This window comes from Methanosalsum zhilinae DSM 4017 (assembly GCF_000217995.1).
In the GTDB taxonomy this organism is placed as follows: Archaea; Halobacteriota; Methanosarcinia; order Methanosarcinales; family Methanosarcinaceae; genus Methanosalsum; species Methanosalsum zhilinae.
In genome coordinates, this window is sequence record NC_015676.1 from 1684156 (window position 1) to 1703615 (window position 19460).

General features: G+C 40.4%; 22 protein-coding genes. 8 read left to right on the forward strand and 14 right to left on the reverse strand.

What is annotated here, in order from left to right; all coding sequences use genetic code 11:
- Positions 1 to 44: 44 nt before the first annotated feature.
- The 6 genes from queD to MZHIL_RS07910 all read right to left on the reverse strand — a co-directional run bounded on the left by queD (position 45) and on the right by MZHIL_RS07910 (position 3247).
- Positions 45 to 395, reverse strand: a complete 351-nt coding sequence (gene queD / locus MZHIL_RS07885) for a 6-carboxytetrahydropterin synthase QueD (protein WP_013898843.1) — start codon at positions 393 to 395, stop codon at positions 45 to 47.
- Positions 395 to 1111 carry a 7-carboxy-7-deazaguanine synthase QueE gene (locus tag MZHIL_RS07890; protein WP_013898844.1) on the reverse strand — a complete coding sequence of 239 codons (717 nt, stop codon included), beginning with the start codon at positions 1109 to 1111 and terminating at the stop codon, positions 395 to 397. Before MZHIL_RS07890 ends, queD begins: the two co-directional genes overlap by 1 nt.
- On the reverse strand, positions 1111 to 1668 hold the full coding sequence (locus MZHIL_RS07895) for a DUF366 family protein (protein ID WP_013898845.1): 558 nt from the start codon (positions 1666 to 1668) through the stop codon (positions 1111 to 1113). The genes MZHIL_RS07890 and MZHIL_RS07895 overlap by 1 nt, the downstream gene beginning before the upstream one ends.
- 15 nt (positions 1669 to 1683) lie before the next feature.
- Positions 1684 to 2391, reverse strand: a complete 708-nt coding sequence (gene queC, locus MZHIL_RS07900; protein ID WP_013898846.1) for a 7-cyano-7-deazaguanine synthase QueC — start codon at positions 2389 to 2391, stop codon at positions 1684 to 1686.
- A gap of 137 nt (positions 2392 to 2528) precedes the next feature.
- The gene (locus tag MZHIL_RS07905) at positions 2529 to 2759 is read right to left on the reverse strand and encodes a hypothetical protein (RefSeq protein WP_013898847.1); all 231 of its coding nucleotides are present in this window, start codon (positions 2757 to 2759) and stop codon (positions 2529 to 2531) included.
- Positions 2760 to 2872: 113 nt separating this feature from the next.
- Positions 2873 to 3247 carry a cupredoxin domain-containing protein gene (locus tag MZHIL_RS07910; RefSeq protein ID WP_013898848.1) on the reverse strand — a complete coding sequence of 125 codons (375 nt, stop codon included), beginning with the start codon at positions 3245 to 3247 and terminating at the stop codon, positions 2873 to 2875.
- Between the two features lie 261 nt (positions 3248 to 3508).
- Between MZHIL_RS07910 and ftsA the strand changes: the two genes are divergently transcribed.
- Together ftsA and MZHIL_RS07920 are read left to right on the forward strand one after the other, a co-directional pair.
- The gene (gene ftsA, locus MZHIL_RS07915; RefSeq protein WP_013898849.1) at positions 3509 to 4858 is read left to right on the forward strand and encodes a coenzyme F390 synthetase; all 1350 of its coding nucleotides are present in this window, start codon (positions 3509 to 3511) and stop codon (positions 4856 to 4858) included.
- A gap of 129 nt (positions 4859 to 4987) precedes the next feature.
- The gene (locus tag MZHIL_RS07920; RefSeq protein WP_013898850.1) at positions 4988 to 5254 is read left to right on the forward strand and encodes a DUF3303 domain-containing protein; all 267 of its coding nucleotides are present in this window, start codon (positions 4988 to 4990) and stop codon (positions 5252 to 5254) included.
- A 42-nt stretch (positions 5255 to 5296) separates the two neighbouring features.
- Here MZHIL_RS07920 and MZHIL_RS07925 read toward each other — a convergent pair whose 3' ends face one another.
- Together MZHIL_RS07925 and ala are read right to left on the reverse strand one after the other, a co-directional pair.
- Positions 5297 to 5890 (reverse strand): hypothetical protein, encoded by a 594-nt coding sequence (locus tag MZHIL_RS07925; RefSeq protein WP_013898851.1) that lies wholly within the window; start codon positions 5888 to 5890, stop codon positions 5297 to 5299.
- A gap of 54 nt (positions 5891 to 5944) precedes the next feature.
- On the reverse strand, positions 5945 to 6925 hold the full coding sequence (ala, locus tag MZHIL_RS07930) for an alanine dehydrogenase (RefSeq protein ID WP_048815686.1): 981 nt from the start codon (positions 6923 to 6925) through the stop codon (positions 5945 to 5947).
- Positions 6926 to 6999: 74 nt separating this feature from the next.
- On the opposite strand from ala, the gene MZHIL_RS07935 reads away from it, so the two are divergent.
- The 5 genes from MZHIL_RS07935 (at position 7000) to truD (ending at position 11563) form a co-directional block, all read left to right on the forward strand.
- Positions 7000 to 7713 (forward strand): DUF434 domain-containing protein, encoded by a 714-nt coding sequence (locus tag MZHIL_RS07935; protein WP_157209658.1) that lies wholly within the window; start codon positions 7000 to 7002, stop codon positions 7711 to 7713.
- Positions 7706 to 8620: a tetrahydromethanopterin:alpha-L-glutamate ligase gene (gene mptN / locus MZHIL_RS07940; RefSeq protein WP_083812379.1), complete on the forward strand. Its 915-nt coding sequence runs from the start codon at positions 7706 to 7708 to the stop codon at positions 8618 to 8620. The genes MZHIL_RS07935 and mptN overlap by 8 nt, the downstream gene beginning before the upstream one ends.
- 28 nt (positions 8621 to 8648) lie before the next feature.
- Entirely contained in the window at positions 8649 to 8996 is a 348-nt protein-coding gene (gene pth2, locus MZHIL_RS07945) for a peptidyl-tRNA hydrolase Pth2 (protein ID WP_013898855.1), read from the forward strand.
- 28 nt (positions 8997 to 9024) lie between these two features.
- Entirely contained in the window at positions 9025 to 10185 is a 1161-nt protein-coding gene (locus tag MZHIL_RS07950) for a transglutaminase-like domain-containing protein (protein WP_013898856.1), read from the forward strand.
- A gap of 61 nt (positions 10186 to 10246) precedes the next feature.
- A complete protein-coding gene (truD, locus tag MZHIL_RS07955) occupies positions 10247 to 11563 on the forward strand; it encodes a tRNA pseudouridine(13) synthase TruD (RefSeq protein ID WP_048815687.1) in 1317 nt (438 codons plus the stop codon).
- 26 nt (positions 11564 to 11589) lie between these two features.
- Here truD and pyrG read toward each other — a convergent pair whose 3' ends face one another.
- From pyrG to MZHIL_RS07975, 4 genes are all read right to left on the reverse strand, one after another.
- On the reverse strand, positions 11590 to 13209 hold the full coding sequence (gene pyrG, locus MZHIL_RS07960; protein ID WP_013898858.1) for a glutamine hydrolyzing CTP synthase: 1620 nt from the start codon (positions 13207 to 13209) through the stop codon (positions 11590 to 11592).
- A gap of 28 nt (positions 13210 to 13237) precedes the next feature.
- Positions 13238 to 13873: a DUF7524 family protein gene (locus MZHIL_RS07965; RefSeq protein ID WP_449405386.1), complete on the reverse strand. Its 636-nt coding sequence runs from the start codon at positions 13871 to 13873 to the stop codon at positions 13238 to 13240.
- Positions 13874 to 13905: 32 nt separating this feature from the next.
- Positions 13906 to 14088 (reverse strand): methytransferase partner Trm112, encoded by a 183-nt coding sequence (locus MZHIL_RS07970; protein ID WP_048815552.1) that lies wholly within the window; start codon positions 14086 to 14088, stop codon positions 13906 to 13908.
- Positions 14089 to 14208: 120 nt separating this feature from the next.
- Positions 14209 to 16317: a histidine kinase dimerization/phosphoacceptor domain -containing protein gene (locus MZHIL_RS07975; protein WP_013898861.1), complete on the reverse strand. Its 2109-nt coding sequence runs from the start codon at positions 16315 to 16317 to the stop codon at positions 14209 to 14211.
- A gap of 256 nt (positions 16318 to 16573) precedes the next feature.
- On the opposite strand from MZHIL_RS07975, the gene MZHIL_RS07980 reads away from it, so the two are divergent.
- Entirely contained in the window at positions 16574 to 17524 is a 951-nt protein-coding gene (locus MZHIL_RS07980) for a nucleoside recognition protein (protein WP_013898862.1), read from the forward strand.
- Positions 17525 to 17559: 35 nt separating this feature from the next.
- Here MZHIL_RS07980 and fpoO read toward each other — a convergent pair whose 3' ends face one another.
- Both fpoO and MZHIL_RS07990 read right to left on the reverse strand, forming a co-directional pair.
- Positions 17560 to 17991, reverse strand: coding sequence for a F420H2 dehydrogenase subunit FpoO (gene fpoO / locus MZHIL_RS07985; protein WP_013898863.1), 432 nt, complete (start codon positions 17989 to 17991; stop codon positions 17560 to 17562).
- A 15-nt stretch (positions 17992 to 18006) separates the two neighbouring features.
- Positions 18007 to 19458, reverse strand: a complete 1452-nt coding sequence (locus MZHIL_RS07990; RefSeq protein WP_013898864.1) for an NADH-quinone oxidoreductase subunit N — start codon at positions 19456 to 19458, stop codon at positions 18007 to 18009.
- Positions 19459 to 19460: the final 2 nt, after the last annotated feature.

Genomic DNA, 19460 nt, shown 5'->3' on the forward strand with positions numbered 1-19460 from the left:
TAGCATCCGTTCATTGATATATGTTTTGCAAATGCAAACAGGTCTCATTCAATTGAACTTAGTTCACACCATTTATTATGGCCTTCCCACACCTTTACAGATAGGGGATACCCCAGTTCATTGCTCAGCTTTGAATGGATATGTTCACATATGTTCTCTGCACTGGGGTAATCAAGGATATCATTTAGAAGAACATGGTCATAGGTACTGAGAATATCCTTGATTTTCTTTTTCATGTCATAGAAGTCCATTACCATTCCACTTTCCTTCTTTTCACCTTCAATAACCACTTCAACCCTATACGTATGTCCATGCACAATCCCACATGAATCATGAGCAGGCAGATAATGTGCACTATCTATATGTTCTATAATTCCAAGTTTCATTTTACTCATTAGAGACACCCTAGCATTTTATGAGTCTGAGGTATAATTCTTGTATCTACTGTATCAAGCAATCGGTCCTGAATATCAAGCAGTACCCTGACATCAGCAGAGTTTGGACTGTTGGTCACAGGCTGTAAGACCACACAGGATACATAATCAGATATCGAATCCACCACACTGAACAGAAGCTGCATATCAGTATCCCCTGATATCACTATTTTGGAAAAGCATATCCTCTCAGAAGTGCTCCTGAGTTGCCTGAAACACCTGATTGTACTGTCAAGATGATGCTCCAGTTCAGATCCAGCCATCTTATCTATGAGTTTTATATCACCTGAGACGTACGCCACATTATCACGGATATTTCGAGCAGCATCCGGGAGTGTCATATTTGATTCAAGATATAGCGGATACGAGGTCTGCATGTGTTTAATAAAATCACTGTACAAAAGGGGCTCACCCCCAGTCAGTGACACTGAATGTATGTTATTGAACCCTGAGATCAGTAAATCAACCTTTTCAGCTGTCAGAGGATTGGACATATATTCAAATACAGAGGTGCCGGGTTCAGGTTCAAACCGGCATTGGGATGCAATTTCCTGTGGAGTGTCACAGTAAGAGCATGAAAGATTGCAGCCAGAGAACCGCACAAATACCTGTCTTGTCCCCACATAGGGACCTTCACCCTGCACCGAACAAAAAATCTCACTTATCGGAGCCTGCATCAGATCACATCCAAAGGTCTTGATTTTCGAAGATCCCTTTCAATATCCTTAAATTCCATACAGTATCGATCACATATTTCATCCATCAGTGAATATATATCGTCTTCTTTGATACCTGCCATTTTCAGGCTTGCATAATGTTCATGTACTATATTCATTCCAAAATGAAATTTCTGGGATACGGGTGAAACACTGGCAATTGATACAGATAGTTTCCGGTCATTGAAAAAGAGATCATCTCCATTGCGTTCTGTTACCAATCCATATCTGGAAAGTATTTCAGATACTATCAGAACAAATAATCTCTGTCTTGCATAAACAAGCTTTAGATCAGTGGAATCAAAATGTTCGCAAATGAAATGTATCATGTCAGGTGACTCTATTGACTCATCTGATACCCTATCCTCCAGATCTATCATATGTTCAATGCTGACACCACATGGTCCCCTGAATGCAATGATGGTGTCATCAAGAGAGCCAGTGTTTTCATAGGCCCACAGTGAAGATATCTGATGGCCGTCATAGCTTACCTCATCTTCCAGAACAATATATTTCACAGATCATACCTCCTGTCAGTTCTGACCATTCAAATTCCCGCATCTTAAAAGAAGAGGATCCTGAACACCGGCGTTCTCAAATGCCATCTTTCTTCTCATACAACTCTCACAGACACCACATGGAGTCTCACCATCATGATAGCAGCTCCAGCTCCACTCAAGTGGCGCATTGATCTCAAGCCCCTTTTTCACAATCTCTGTTTTATTGCAGTCTATCAGAGGAGCTATTACCTCAACTCCGTTCTTTGTGGAATATGATAGGGACATATTGACAGCTTCTAGAAAATAAAGGGAGTTGTCAGGAAATGTTTCGGCTTCCTCGCCATTAAATCCAGTTACTATATACTCACAGTCCATACTCTCTGCAAAGCTGGCAGCTATATTGATCATAACACCATTTCTATTTGGAACCCATACCTGCTTTGCTGAATATTCTACGGTTTCCGGCGAATCGGAAAGAATGTCATCTTCTGAAATATGTGGAATATCCACGTCCCTGTTCACAAGGGAAGTATCAGTAATTTCAGCCAGCCAGTTCAGTTCGATTACTTTACATTCAATATCAAAATGCTCACATATTCTCCTGGAAAATTCGATCTCACGTCTGGCTGCACGCTGTCCGTAATCAAAAATAAGTGCCAGTACAATATCCATATTTTCGTTTGCAGAAGCGGTTGCCACAACAGAATCAAGGCCACTGCTTAATAATGATATAGCTCTCATGTTCCCATCTCATATGATTTGGATGTTGTTGAGCAGGACTATTATTTAACAATAGCGAAATATCGGTCCTGAAGAGACCTGAATATTTTTAAAAAAATATAAATATAAATCTTAGATACAACAACAGTAAATGCAGTTCAGTCTGAAGAAACTGTATTCAGCACTGATACCGGGTTAACTGAAAATGAATTAAATGACAAGTCAACAAACCCGCTTTCATCGATCTCAGTAAAATGAGCACCTGCATTTTCGTTACCATTGGTCCTTTCATCTATGTAACCTTCTTCATCATATTCCAGGCAGCCAGTTGTAAATACAGCACCCACGGCACCAAAGATTATTGCAATAAATATCAGTTTCATGTGCATGATTCGATCCTTCCTTATAATCAGATATCAGGAAATTATACTTCATATATAATATCCCATATATAAACAGGAAGATTATATAATAAATAGTTATTGTGATATTTTTTGAGTGTTCATTCCACAATAACAGTTCCTCTCAAAGCAGTAACTATGCACAAATAATCATGCTGGCCCTTTGATTCAAATGTGTGTGTGAAGGTTTCATTCACTTCTATTATTCCAGAATCAAAATCAGCTCCAAGCAGCCTGTGAACCCTGGGACCTTTGTTGATCCATCTGACAGTATCTCCTTCAGAGATGGTCACATTATCAGGATTTATCGTAAATGATTCAAGGACAATATCCACATATTCATCACCATTGCCATCAGCCGAAGGGATGGTATTATTCATATCATCCAGAGGCTCACCATTATCAAGGCACCCCATTGAAAGAGAAATACCAGTTATGGCCAGTACAAGCAGTACAAGCATTCCTTTTGTGTTCATAATTTACCCACTCCTATTCATATTATTCATAGATATTAGAATGATATTCTGAAAATCCTATAATAAATAGTTATGCTATACGGATTGTAGATAACTGAATTTATTGATGATCATGTTCTCCTTAAGCAATATTTGATCTCTGCAAAATTACTGCACAGTTGAATACATGAATCCATATAATTTGTATCAGATATCCCTTCCGTATCTATTGTCAACAGATTCTTTAAGGTAATTGTCAGATATAAGAATGGATGGTATAACATGAATAATTTCTTCAATCCTGTAATGGAAACAATGCCTCGCAGTGACCTGGAAGCAATGATAGATGAAAGGATAAAATACACTGTACAGTATGCAGCTGATAACTCACCTTTTTACAGAAAATGGTTCAGGGAGCACAATATTGATCCTGCCAACATAACCAGTCATGAAGACCTTCTCAACCTGCCGATCATTTCCAGCAATACTATCAGGAACTATCAGCCACCTGAAACCTCTGACTTTGAATTTAAGAGTATAGACTGGAATCGCATATTCACAATCCATGAAACCAGCGGTACCAGCGGCATCCCAAAATCATTTTTTCTGACATGGGATGACTGGCAGAGATATGCAGAAAAGTATTCAAGAGCATTTGTTTCCCAGGGATTTGGACCCGGTGATAGGGTTGTTGTATGCGCATCCTATGGCATGAACGTTGGTGCAAATACAATGACACTTGCTGCCAGAGATGTTGGAATGACCATTATCCCTGAAGGCAAATGCATGTTTCCGGTAAGAATAATGACCTCATACAAACCCACAGCAATTGTCGGAAGTGTCTTCAAACTGATAAAATTGGCACAGAGAATGAAAGAATCCGGAATTGAGCCTTCAGAGTCCAGTATCCAGAGACTGGTTGTTGGAGGAGAGAGCTTTGCGGAAGAATCGAGGCAATATGTTTCACAGCTGTGGGGGTGTGAGGTCTATAATACCTATGGCAGCACTGAAGGTACCATGTGCGGAGAATGCAGTCAAATAGATGGACTGCACGTTCCTGAAGATCTGGTGCATCTGGATGTATATGACCCGCAGCTCAGGACTTTTGTAGAAGATGGGGAGTGCGGACGTGCAATATTGACAACCCTGCTGCCACCGGGCGCAAGATGCGGCACCCTTCTTCTCAACTATGATACCGAGGACACCACCCTTGTGCATTCAAGAAAGAAATGTGCCTGCGGCAGAACACATATGAAGATCGAGAATCCACAGCGTGAAGCTGAAACTTTCTGGATCGCAGGCAGTCCCTTTAACAGAGTGGATGTTGAGAGAGGAGTTTTTCAGAGAGAGAATATGGAATATCTAACTGGTGAATATGAGGCTTTCATATATGGAGGGGATGATGAAGGGGAGACCATATTAAGAGTCAGTATTGAATGCATGGATTCAATGTTCAAAGAAGCTGAAACCGTAAAAGAAAACTTCACCAGGGCATTTCTGAAACATAAACCACTGCTGAGGAATGCTTTTGATGACGAGGTCCTAAAAATAATCTTTAATTTCACACAACCAGGTCAGCTGGAACTGTATAAGGTCAAAGGAAGACCAAAAAGGGTGGTTGACAGACGATAACGGGGTTATTCACACAGACACAAACTGAAGATGGAAATATATTATAACTGTCATATATACTTTCGAAATAAATATATATCAGAGTCACCAATAGCATATTGATTAATACTTAAAGGGAGTGATCGAGAAATGTTATTTATGGATATAAGTACCTGGGAGCCACATGACAGAGATGAAATATTAAAACACTTCAAGGAACTGAAAGTTCCGGAAGGAATAAAGATCAAGAATCAGTGGGTTGACCTCACTGGGGGAAGATACTTTATACTTTACGAAGCAGAGTCAGCTGAAGCGGTTGCAGCGTTCAACCTTCCATGGTCAGATATCTGCCTCATTGAATCAATACCTGTTATGGAAACAGGTGAATTCATGAGCCTGATGTCAAAATATAAATAAATGAATTAAATGGGAGACAGATGAGATAAAACTCATCTTTTTTTATTCACTGCTTTCCTTCTTTGAGTTCAGGAATACATCCTTAATAATGTCTCCTGCTTTTACCTTGAACTCACCGCCTACAAGTGAAGAGGTGTCATAGCTGTAATTGAAACTACCATCTTCATCTACTTTAATGGTCTGTACAGCCTCAACCACAATTGTTACACGATCCCTGTTATCCATGGCTTTGCCGTCAACTCTTATATCATAGGTGCCAGCTGGAACATCTGAATCTGAAAAGACAGCAACACCATCAGATGCATGGGATGTACGTGTAAACATCACAAACATCTTGACCGTGAAATTAAGATCTTCAACACCTATTGCCTTTACTGTATATCTATTGGAACCTTCGGGGATCTTTACCCTGTCAAATTCATAAAAATACCTGCCTTCATTTACAGGCAACTCCTTCTCAAATGAAACAAGTATATCTATTTCAGAATCAGGCGTACCCTTCCCATAAATTTCCATAAGATCCCCAATACTTGGATCCGGAGGTTTTATGGTAAGTTCTGTAACCGATCCTCCATCCTCATCTGCAGTTTTTTTCCTGTTATCAGAGCCAAATATCCTGTTAATTGTGCTTAGCAATTTCTGGTATCCATATTTACCAATTCCAGATCTCAGTCAGACCACCCCCGTATTTTAAAATATCTCAAGCTTTTTTCCGATATTGTTATGCAAAGCCTTAGTATAAACATAGTTTGCAGTTGCAACATCCTGTATTGCCAGTCCTGTGGAATCAAATATTGTGATCTCTTCATCACTCTGTCTTCCCTGGCATACTCCGGCAATAACATGTCCCAATTCACAGTAAATATCATCCACCTTCATAAATCCTTCTGAGATCGCCACATTCACCTCACCTGAATGGGATGCCTGAGGAACATCATCAACAATGACCTTTGAATGCAGAAGCAGTTCAGAATCAAGTTCCTGTTTACCTTTTGCATCAGCACCAATTGCATTGATGTGGGTGCCGGCCTTTATCCATTCCCTGCGAACCAGAGGTTTTCTAACAGGAGTAGTAGTTACCAGTATATCGCAATCACACACTTCTTCAATATCCATGGTAAGGGTAAATTCACAATCCAGCACAGGTTTCAGATCCCGCTCAAGCATTTCATTTTCTTCCATGTCAGCAGATGTTACCTTTACATGCTTTATATCAAACAAGTGGGAAAGAGCCAGAAGCTGAGTATGGGCCTGGTGTCCTGCACCGATCATACCAATTACATGAGAGTTTTTTCTTGCCAGATATTTTGCTGCAATGCCTCCTGCAGCACCTGTGCGGACATCAGTAAGATAAGAGGCTTCCATCATTGCAAGAGGTGCACCAGTACTTGTAGAATTCAGCAGTACAACTGCCATGACCGTAGGCAGTCCTACCCTTTGATTATCAGGATGTACATTCACAACCTTGACTCCACAGATATCCTGGTTCTCTATAAAAGCAGGCATTGTACGAAGGTCACCATTGTACTCATGCATGTAAAGATATGATTTTACCGGCATCTGAACATTTCCCAGACCATGTTGAAGAAAAGCATCCTCATTTACTTCAATTGCCGACGACATATCCAGAATTTTTTTTACATCTTTTTGATTCAAAAACAGAATATCCATGAAGATTGCACCCATAAAAGGAATTAACTGCGATGTGTATAAATGTTACTACAGATAATTCCGATAACAGAATCATGAGAAATGAAAATGAGAAAAATATCCTGATTAGTGCTGCAGATGATATAAGATACCTGCTAAAAAGAGGTTATCCAAAACCAGGTGCACTTCGATTTGTATGCAATCACTACCGTCTGGACAGTGAATATAGAAATATATTAAACAGGGTAACAGTATCTCCTGATATTGCACAGGATCGTATGAAAAAAAGGACAGAGTGCTGTCAGCTTACAGGAAAAAAAATTGCAGTTGATGGATACAATCTCCTGATAACTGTTGACAGCATGTTAACAGGTCATACATTATGGAAATGCGACGACGGTTTTATACGGGATGCAAGAGGTGCATTCAGAGGATATTCAATAACTCCTGCGACCTACAAAGCCGTGAAATGTGTATTGTCCCTGCTTTCAAAGAATTCACCTGCATATGTGAAAATACTACTGGATACTCAAATGAGCAGGAGCGGAGAACTTGCAGGATACATGAGAGAACAGTTTAACCATACAATCCTGAATTTTGAGGTGAAAACATCACGCAGGGTGGACCACGATCTTAAAAAATGCAGTGAGGACATGATCATTGCTACCTCAGACGGAGTGATAATTGATGCTGCAGCAAAGGTTGTAGATCTTGCAGGATGTATTTCAAAAGATATACAGATAAATCCCGAAAAGATACCTTCTAAAATTCAGATATGTTCATCTAAAAATAATGATCAATATGAATGAGATTGCAATCATAGTGACTGAGCCTGATGACTGGACTGCTTCCTCCCTGATGGATTCTGTCAAGGTTTATGGAGGAAAACCGATAGCTGTAAACCTTTCCACTGTACAGTGCAGAATAGACAGATCCAGTACCTGTAGTGCTGAAGAAATTGATATTTTCAGCATGGATGGAATTATCGTAAGGGATATAGGTTCAGGTACCCTTGATGAAATGGCATTTCGATCAGATATACTGGTTCAGGCCCAGGAGATGGGAATCCCTGTGATCAATTCTCCAGAATCCATACAGAAAGCTGCCAACAAATATTATTCAACCCACCTATTCTCAAAGGCTGGACTCCCCCATCCACCTACAAGAGCAGTACAGGACCTTGACAGTGCAATGAATGTGGTTGAAGAATTCAGAGATTGTATAATCAAGCCGATTTTTGGATATAAGGGCATGGATATTTTGAGAATAAGGAATGGAATAATCATAAGCCAGGATGGAAGAACGGACAGGTCATTGCAGATAGAAAATGTCATGGACAGGATCATTGAAAATAGAGGTGTAGTATATATACAGAAATTCATAGAGAACCCTGGCCGTGATATAAGATGTTTTGTTGTTGGCGGAAGTGTGGCAGGTGCGATCTTGCGCAATGCACAGCCAGGATCATGGATCAGTAACCTGAGCCAGGGAAGCATTCCGGAAAAGTATATACCTTCTGAACATATCAAAGAAATGGCCTGTCGTGCTGCAGAGACCATTGGAACTGTTTTTAGCGGGGTAGATATCATTGAAGGACCTAACGGACCGGTAATACTGGAAATAAATGCCACACCTTCCGGAGCTGGCATATACAGAGCATGGGGTATAAATGTATCAGACCATATAGTAAGATATCTTTTTGAGACCATCAAATAAAATAAATTATCATACCTGGAGAAATAGCATGAGCGAATACAAACAGTGTATTATAATCAGAGATGACCTGAAGCTTTCAAAGGGAAAACTGGCAGTCCAGGTAGCACATGCTGCTGTATCTGCCATGCAGTGGGCTGACAGGGATGCGATTGAAAAATGGAAAAGAGGCGGCCAGAAAAAAGTTGTTCTAAGGGTTGCGACACTGAAAGAAATGTTCGAGCTGAGGGAAGAAGCAAGGAGAAAAAACCTTCCTGTTGCACTTATACAGGATGCAGGTCTGACACAGGTTGAACCCGGTACTGTAACAGTGCTGGGAATAGGGCCGGCTGATGCTGAGGTACTTGACCGGGTCACAGGTCACCTGAAACTTGTCTGATCACATTAAAAAAATGGAGATTCTTCGAATGAAAAAAAGTTCCTGTATAGTATCAATGATCCTTATTATATTATCAATAATTTTTTCAGGATGCATTTCAGAACCTGTACCAAAGATTGAACAGTTCATTGAGAGTACCGGCATTGCCCCACAATCTTCTGAAAGGTATGAACCTGACCCGGATTCATTTACCATTCCAGCAATACCTGAGTACGATCCTGCAAAATATGAGAATGCACCGCAGGCAAATTCCCAGAGACCACCTGGTTTTGAACTTTCCAGCAGCTATTACTACAGACCCTTTTACAGTTCAGGGACTGCGGTTGTGGAAGTATTTATAGAAAACAAAGGTGCATCGCCTGTATTTGTTTATGAGTACGGATTGAGAGCACCTGACAGCAGTATACAAACAATGAAAATTACAGGAAAGACCATAGAATCCGGACAGAAAGAATATCTGGGAATTGCTACAATACCAGTACCTTCCGGTACAGATAATATGTCCCTTCAGCTTGGAATATCAATGCTTGCACAGGATAGGGACGGCAAATGGTATGATTATAACATACGTTATTTTGAAGAGTTTACAGTAGAAATCAGATCAATTCCAGAAAAAGAAGAGCCTATGTATCACACAAACCCACCACATCTCTTCAAAAGAACAAACAATAACATAGAGCCACTTCATCCGGATATAAGAGCAGCATCAACCCTGGCTGCAAGAGAATACCCCGGAGAGTACAATATATATCAGGTATGTGCTATCTTCGATCATGTCAGGAATAATATCAACTATGTAAGTGATCCAAGAGGAACAGATTACTGGGCCCCTGCTTCAGAGACGCTCCAGATAGGGGCAGGTGACTGTGAAGATTATGCAATATTGATCATATCAATGGTTGAATCTGTTGGCGGTACAGGACGCATGTATGTAACCGATACACATGCTTTTGCAGGAGTATATATTGGAAATGATCCAGAGAAGGTCAACCGGATCACAGAAGGTGTCCGGAAATACTATGGAGACGTACCGGTATATTATTCAACAGATACATATGGTTCATGGCTGATTTTGGATGCAACAGCAGGTATATATGCAGGAGATCTTCCGGCAGACGCAGCACCTACAGAAGACGGATGGACCTATATGGGAACAGATACCATCACAGCCATTGATATTGACCATTGATGCAGATATTAAATTAAAGGATGGTCCAGACCAGTTAACCCAGGAAAATACTGTGATTCAAATGCAGGTTTACGATATAGAAAAACAGATAGGAATAGAATTATACTCTACCTCATCCCAGGGAACCGGAGGTATTCTCAGAAAGCTTATCGAGGATTTTCAGGTAAGGGAAATTACAAATCGAAAGGAAGGATTTGAAGGTAAATATCTGATACTTGAACTGACAAAACATAACTGGGATACGCATCACGTTGTCAGGGAACTCTCACGCAGGCTCAGGATCAGCCAGAAAAGAATAGGTTTTGCAGGTACCAAGGATAAAAGAGCAGAAACCACACAGAAAATAAGTATATTTGACCTGAATGAAACTGATATAGAAAATGTTCACCTCAAAGATGTGGATCTAAAAGTGATCGGAAGATCCAATAAATCCATAGGGCTGGGAGATCTTACAGGAAATGAATTCAGAATAACTATACGCAATATTGATCACAGCAAGGCTGAACTAAAAGAGATACTCAGTAGCATCACAATGGAAATCGATAAAAACGGTGGTGTTCCAAACTATTTCGGTATTCAGAGATTTGGCTCCCTGCGACCCATTACACATCTTGTGGGTGAATCTCTTGTTAAGGGAGATTCAGAGGAAGCTGCACTTAAATATATTTCCATGACATTTCAGGACGAACCTGAGGATACAAAGAATGCAAGGAACTTTGTTGCTGATACCAGGAATTTTATAGAAGGGTTGAAACTGTATCCTCACCATCTTCGATATGAAAGAACAATGATGCATCATCTGGTTAATGAACCCGGTGACTATGAAGGTGCTTTCCTGATACTGCCGGAAAACCTTCGCAGAATGTTTGTACACGCTTATCAGTCATATATATTCAACCGGATTATCTCAGAGAGAATGCGAAGAGGACTTCCATTGAACCAGGCTGTTAAAGGAGATGTTGTATGCTTCAAGAACAGTGCCGGACTTCCTGACACATCCAGAACTGAAAAGGTAAGTGAAAGAACGATTGATGGAATAAATAATCTTATCCGGCGAAAAAGAGCTTTTGTAACTGCTCCTCTTATCGGATACGAAACTGAGTTCAGTGAAGATGAACCTGGTGAAATTGAGAGAACAATATTCGATCAGACCGGTGTTTCCAGAAAGCATTTTGCAGAAATTCCTGTCAGTGGTATATCTTCCAGAGGCATGAGACGAGAGATATTGCTCAACGTGAGTCCTGTATTCAGTACTGAAGATGACGAGACGAGTCCTGGCAGATCAAAGGCAATCCTTGAATTTACTCTTCCAAAGGGTAGCTATGCAACAACTGTTCTCAGGGAGTACATGAAAGTACATCCCCTTGAAATGTCCTGAAATGATTGATCAAAGAGTTCTGACATTCATGTCCTGACAGGACATTTCTCTTCAAGGAAAGAGTATTCTGTCATTGACTCCACAAATGCTTTAAACAGGGGTGAAGGTCTTCCCGGCCTTGACCTGAACTCCGGATGGAACTGGGATGCAAGGAAAAATCTTTTTGAAGGAATTTCTGCAATCTCCATCCTCCTTCCATTATTGATGCCTGAAAAATGCATCCCCTGAGACTCTATGCGTTCAATGAATTCAGGGTTTACCTCATAACGGTGCCTGTGGCGTTCAATGATCTTTCTGCTATTGTAGATCTTTTCTGCCATTGAACCCTGTTTGATTACAGCTTCGTAGTCACCAAGTCTCATTGTTGCACCCATATCGACAACATTTTTCTGTTCTGGCAGAATATCTATCACCGGATAAGGCGTATCTGGATCAAATTCGGTGCTGTTTGCTTTTTCCAGTCCCACTACATTTCTTGCAAATTCGATAACTGCAACCTGCATTCCAAGACATAGTCCAAAGAACGGGATATTATTTTCACGAGCATATCTGACAGCGGAAATTTTACCTTCAATTCCCCTTTCACCAAATCCACCGGGTACCAGAATTCCATCATAAGAGGATAGTTCATTCACCAGTGCAGGATCCGTGTCAAATGCCTCAGCATCAACCCAGCATGTTTCCACCCGTGTCCCGCACTCAATAGATGCATGTTTAATGGATTCAGTTATACTCAGATACGAGTCTTCAAGGTGAATATATTTACCAACTATTGCAAGCCTTACAATGCTTTTTACATTTTTCATTCGGGAAACCATATCGTACCACGATCTATCGTTGCCCTTTGCCACAATATCAAGCAGATTCATCATATGTTCTGTAAGCCCTTCATTTTCCATCAGTATCGGAACCTCATAGATATCACCTGCATCATGGGCACTTATCACAGACCTTTCCAGTACATCACAGAAGAGAGAAATCTTTGAACGGGTGCTTTTTAAAAGTGGCTCCTTACACCTTGATACAATCACATCAGGAGTCAGTCCAAGTTGCCTGAGATCCCTTACTGAATGCTGTGTGGGTTTTGTCTTCTGGTCACCCTGAGAATCAATGGGAACCAGTGTCACATGAACAAACACTATGTCGTTTTGTTTTTCCTCCCTGTGCATCTGCCTGACAGCTTCCAGAAAAGGCATACTTTCAATATCACCAACTGTTCCTCCAACTTCCACCAGACATATCTCAGCACCGCTCTCCTCTGCCACTGTGCGTATCCTCTCTTTGATTTCATTGGTAATGTGGGGGATGATCTGAACAGTCTTTCCCAGATATTCACCACGCCTCTCTTTTGAGATCACAGACTGGTAGACCTTTCCGGTAGTTATATTGTGTTCCCTTGTAAGCTCGGTATCAAGAAATCGTTCATAATTACCCAGATCCAGGTCGACCTCTCCACCATCCTTTAAAACAAATACCTCTCCATGCTGGAAGGGGCTCATTGTACCTGCATCAATATTTATATAGGGATCGATCTTGATGGCAGTTACCCTGTGGCCCATATTTTTCAGGTTTCTGCCGATGGATGCTGCAGTAATTCCTTTTCCAAGCCCGCTCATTACTCCACCGGTAACAATAATGTATTTCATAGAAAACCAACTACCTCATTAATTTGAATTAAAGAAATCTGATCAGAACGTATGATATTATAGATGTGAATACTATTGAAAGGAAAACTGCCTGATAAAAAGGAGACAGTAATCCAAGATCTGACTGATAAAGAAGATATAATAATATAAAGGCAACGCTTACAGCCGAAAAAATAAGTACGGATTTTAAAAAGGCACCATCAGAGAAGCCAGAAACAAAACTGGAATAAATGCCGGATAAATTCATGGCACTGCACGAGCGCATTCCGGTTGCACGCTGATGTGTGCCTGTGAACTCGGGTTCGTCTTCATCATCAACAATATAGATCTCATCACTTACTGAAAAACCAATATCCACTCTAAAACCAGCTTTCCTTGATCCGTATCCAACGGTTACATATATCTGCCCACTGTTCATAAGTCTGCCACCTGGAGGTATGCGTGCAATAACAGGAACATATTCCTCATGCATCACATATGGTTTCTCTTCCAGGAAAGTGATGTTTTCTTCAAGAGATTTATCTGCAGATAGGTGTACATATGTTGGAGAACCATAGTTGATCAGTATAATTTCAAAGCTATGTTCATCGCCTGGCTTCAATGGAATGCTAACAATATCATTATCAAATTCAATTGAATTTACACCAAGACGATTAATGTGCACATGCTGCAAAAAATCCACACCTTAAGTGATTATCAGTCTCCATCCTCTGGAGGGAGCATATTTGGAATTCCTTCATCTATTGGATAATGTATTTTGCATGCAGGGCAGAAGATGGTTCCTTTAATAACTTCCTTTTCATCTTCCTCACTTACATTTAAAACAAGGTCTCCTTTGCATACAGGACATGCCAGAATATCCATAAGTTCTCGTTTCAACTTGGCTCACCAGCAAAACAGATTATTTACTCTCAATATCAAACTTTTGGTATGATCACCAACAGGATTTATCATTAAATAGCTACTTTGAAAATATAATTCAGTAAAAAACAACGCTCTTCACGATTTCCTGAACCTTATCACATAATCTGTACCATTGGAAGAATTCAGACTAAGTGATCCCTGAAGTTGCTGTACCAGCATATTCACTATTTTGAGGCCCAGTGATTTCGAGCTTTCAACATCGAACTCATCAGAAATTCCAATACCGTTGTCACTTATTTTCAGCAAATATTCATCTTCAAAAGACCTGAAGGTAACAGATATCATTCCTTCCTTTCGGTCAATGAAGGCATGTTTGAATGAATTGGTCATCAGTTCAGTCAGGATCAGGCCAAGAGGGACAACTATATCAATTCCCAGATATGCAGTATCAAGGTCGTTTTCCAGTTCAATATCTTTAGCATAGGTATTGTAGCTTTGAAGTACGTAGTGTTCCAGACTTTTGATGTAATCAGATATTTCAATATTTGACAGTTCTGATGACCCGTATAATTTTTCGTGTGCAAGGGACATTGAACGAACCCGATTCTGGCTGTCCCTGAATGCACCTTTTACTTTTTCATCATCAAAATTACGGGACTGCATATTCAGCAGACTTGCTATCACCTGAAGGTTATTCTTGACCCTGTGATGAACTTCTTTTAAAAGAATCTCCTTTTGCTGCATCTCCTTCAGTTTCTTGTCCCTGGTAACATCCCATACTGTGGAAATCATCAGTTCAGTATCAGGTATAGGAATATTTCTTGCAGTAACGTAGGACGTTTCTTCACCCTTTCGTACAATAGGAATTTCAGACCACTGCATTCGGACAGGGTCACCACTTGCACAATCTTCAATAACTTTCTTTTTTAAGCTCTCCCTGAATTCAGGATCTTCATAGACTACATTCCAGAATGAATCAGAAGAAGTGAGTTTTTCCCTGGTGGTCCTGTAAATTCTGGGGAAATTGTCATTCATATATTCAAAATTAACATCTGGATCAACAGAATTAACAGCTATACCAATAGGAAGATTGTTAAGCACGGTTTCAATGAAAGATTCACGCTCTTTCAATTTTCTTTCTGCCTGTTTTCTTTTATTTTCCATTTCAATATTATAGAGAGCAAAACCCAGGTTATCAGCCAGTTCCTTAAATAGAATCTTTTCCTCATCAGTATAAGCGTATTCCTGGGGAATGGATGCTGCAATTATTCCATATGTTTTTTCTTTGTAGCAGAGTGGAATGAACATATCTGCATTATCCAGATGATCAATTCGAAGCGGACATTCTATGGGTTCTGCAGCATGGCCACCTGCAATCACAACATCATCCGCTTCAAGGGCAGTGTTGATCCAAGTATCAAATCTTGCGTTTAATACATCACGTTTAAGGTCAGCGGCCATGTCATTATCTCCTGATGAGGTAACTGAAGATACATTTCCTGAATCATCAAACATCACTATACAGGAATTAGAATATCCCAGGTTATCGGTCAGTTTTTTACATGCCTTCTCTATCAACTTACTTGGATCTGATTCCTTGACAATCATCTGGCTGACATTACTGATACCCATTAGAACCTTCTTTATGTGATGATCATAGGCTTCTGCCTTTTTTCTGCGATTAATGTTCTTTATCAGAAAAATTATCATTATGGCCATTGCAGCAAGAGCAGTTGCTATCAGTGAGAATATGATATTGTTTCTGGTCTCGACCTCTCTTTCAGCCTGAATTTTGTCTGTAACATCAATTATTATGGAAAAAAGCAGGGTTTTGCCGTTAATTTCTATGGGATAGGAATACACTTCTACATCCCTTATACTGCCATCTGCCAGAAGATGCCTGAACTGAAAAAAATTATTATCAAGTCTGGATGCACGTTCCATTTCCTCCTGAACCTGTACCGGAGTCAAAGTGTTAATACGCTGTATATTCATATCATCCAGATCAGGATACCCATAATATTCAAACGCTGCCAGATTGGCATAAATAATTTCACCTGTAGCTGGATCAATAATCAGCATCACATTTCCGTGATTATAGAAAAGATCAAAAAAGAATTCATTATCATCCATCCACATGTCATCCAGATAATTTTCCTGTGCAGGAGTTGATGTGGTAAGTACAGAAATTAAGATCAGAGATAATACTATATATACTGTTATCTTTGTTTTTATGGAGTCCATTTTTCCTCAATTCACTGCAGATCATTCTCTGAATAGTCAGTACCTAAAATCAGTCAGATACGATTTAAATTGACTGGAACAATATATATGTACATTCAGTTTGTATTTCAGTGAAATATATTTTTCCCTGAAAGAATAACTGGAAGGGAACAGCCCATAAACTATGTGTCATTTCACATATCTTTTGAGAAATCGATTGATTTTTCAGTCATATGCCGCATAAATTAATCTATCGGAGTGTTTAATCAGCTTGTCAATGGAAATCAATATACTGGAAATATTTTTCAGGGTCGTGGACTTTGCAGTTCCCATCATAATAATGATCTTCCTGGGACTGATAGGTGCAGGAATTCTTATTGAAATGGGTTTCATGCAGAGATTTTCAGGAATTGTAAAACCATTGTTCAGTCATACAAATCTTCCGGATTCGTGCGCTGCAACATTTCTTGTTGCACTGGGGTCTACAGTTGCTGCAAACAGTATGGTTGTAAAGCTCAAGGAAGATCAGTGCCTCCAGAACAGGGAAGTGGTCCTCTGTGCAGCCCTTAACAGCACACCTGCCTATTTCCGGGAAATACTTACCTACCAGATACCTATTGTGATACCAGCTCTCGGGCTTATAGTTGGTGGATTTTATGTGATGGTATTTATCATAACAGCTATTGTCAAAATATCTCTTATAATACTCCTGAGCAGATTATTTCTGAAAAAGAACAAATGTAATGTACCTGAAGACGGAAACTCTGAAAAGATTTCCTTAAAAACTGCATTTCGGCGTGCTTTGAAACGAGAAAAAAAGCTGTTCTTTAAGATCGCTACCATATACCTTGCCATGACAACTCTTGTGTTCGCACTTCAGGATATGGGAGTATTTGAGATATTCAGTGTTCTTCCACTGGTAGATATTTTCGGAATACCACCTGAAAGCATTGTGCCCCTGACAAGCTATGTGGTAAGCCCCATACTTGGAATATCTCTGCTTGGCCCCATGATCCATGAAGGTACCATTACAGCTATTCAGGCGATGATCATACTCATGGTAGGAAGTATGTTCATGATACCTTTCTTTGGAATAAAGTCGCTGCTTCCAAGATATGTATCCATATTCGGTCCAAAAACAGGCATTACCATAGTCTCATTCTCACTGTCAATGACCATGGGTGTAAGACTGACTATACTGATAGTACTGCTTCTGATAGCATCATGAGAGCAGTGGTGTATACATTAAAATTAAAAAAAAAGTTAATGGTGGCCTGAGCCACCATCTGATGACATCTTTTCGTAAACTTCCCTGCACGCTTCCAGGCAGCTGGCACATATGTGTGAACTATCAGGTTCACTGCCCCGGGAAAATGAAGGGATTTCAATATCTACCTCAAAGAGCATAGCTCTGGCACCACACATCTCACATGTCCCGCTTGTACCAGCGGATTTATTCTCCTCTGATAGAACAGTCTCTGCAGCTTCACTGGCAGACCTGAGACATTTGTCACAAAGCCCGGCCCATACCCCCAGAGGGGCATGGGATGTATACCTGGGCATCATTACGGACTGGCCTTCAGTTTTGCGTATGCGTTTTGAGCCAAATGATGATTTATCATCATCTTCTGGAGCAAATACTTTTACATTGTTAAGGGTTGGTAGAGCTACTCCACATAAATCACAATCTGTCATATCTTCATTCCTCCATCAGATCAAAAGCACCTTTGCAGCTTCTGTTGCCCAGTAGATAAACGGTTCAGGCCATATTCCAATAATCAGTACTGCAGCCAGTGCAATAATCATTGCTACTGCAAACGGAGCAGGTTCTGAGACCCTTCCACCTTCTGCAGGCATGAAGTACATGTACTTTACAACTCTTGCGTAATAGAACAGTGAGATAGCACTGTTGAGAATCGCAATCACTGCAAGCCATACAAGTCCTGCTTCAATGGTTGATGCAAACAGTACGAACTTACTCACAAATCCTGCGGTTGCAGGTATTCCTGCCAGGGCAAACAAAAAGACCATGAGGGAAAAAGCAGTTACTGGCATTCTTTTTCCAAGTCCTTTAAAATTATCGATGTGGTCAACATTGCGTGCTTCCCTGTTCCCAAGGAGTACCATAAACCCGACGATTCCTACTGCAATAAAAGCACCTGCCTTCATGAATGCATGGGACATAATGTAAAGGATACCACCTGCAAGGGCTGTTGGTGTCAGTACAACAAAAGCCATTGCAATATATCCTGCCTGTGCAACAGAGGAATAGGCAAGCATCCTTTTGACACTTGTCTGGGTCAGTGCAACCACATTTCCAAGGGTCATTGTGATCACAGCAAGAACAGCAAATATTGTTCTCCAATCAGCACTAAGAGCAATCAGTGCAACTATAATTACCTTGAATGCTGCGATGAATCCCATCTTTTTTGAAGCGCCTGCAAGCAGTGCCGAGATCACAGGAGATGCACCCTGGTAAGTGTCAGGTGCCCACATATGGAACGGTACAAGGGCCATCTTGTATCCAAATCCTGCAATCAGAAGAACAACAGCTACAAGTCCTACAGGGCTTTCTGCAAGAAGGGAAGCATTTTCAGCAATACCAGGTATACTTGTTGTTCCTGTCATACCATATACATAGGACATTCCAAAAAGAATGAGAGCTGATGAAAGTGCTCCTATGATGAAATACTTCATCGAAGCTTCCAGCAGAACAATGTTCTTTTTCTCAAATCCTACCAGTGCATAAGTTGCAAGTCCTGCAAGCTCAAATCCTACAAAGAGAGTGATCAGATCATTGGATGATGAGACCACCATCATACCTATTACTGCCAGAAGCATGAGAGAATAGAACTCTTCAGTATTTCTGCTGCCACTGACGTATTTTATTGATGCTATTGATACCAGCAGTGCAACTGACAGGAATATCAGCTTGAATAGCTGGGATAGTGAATCTATCACCATTGTATCATAGAACATCGAGGCTGTTGTCCTGGAAAGCATGATACTCAGTGTCAGAGCCATTGAAATGATGACTCCGGCAACTGCAATATATCCAAGTACGGATTTATGTTCTGTTTTCAGGAACAGACCTGTAAACAGTACTACTATCGCGGTAACAGCCAGTATTATTTCAGGTGAAAATAAAAGTATATTTTCCATTT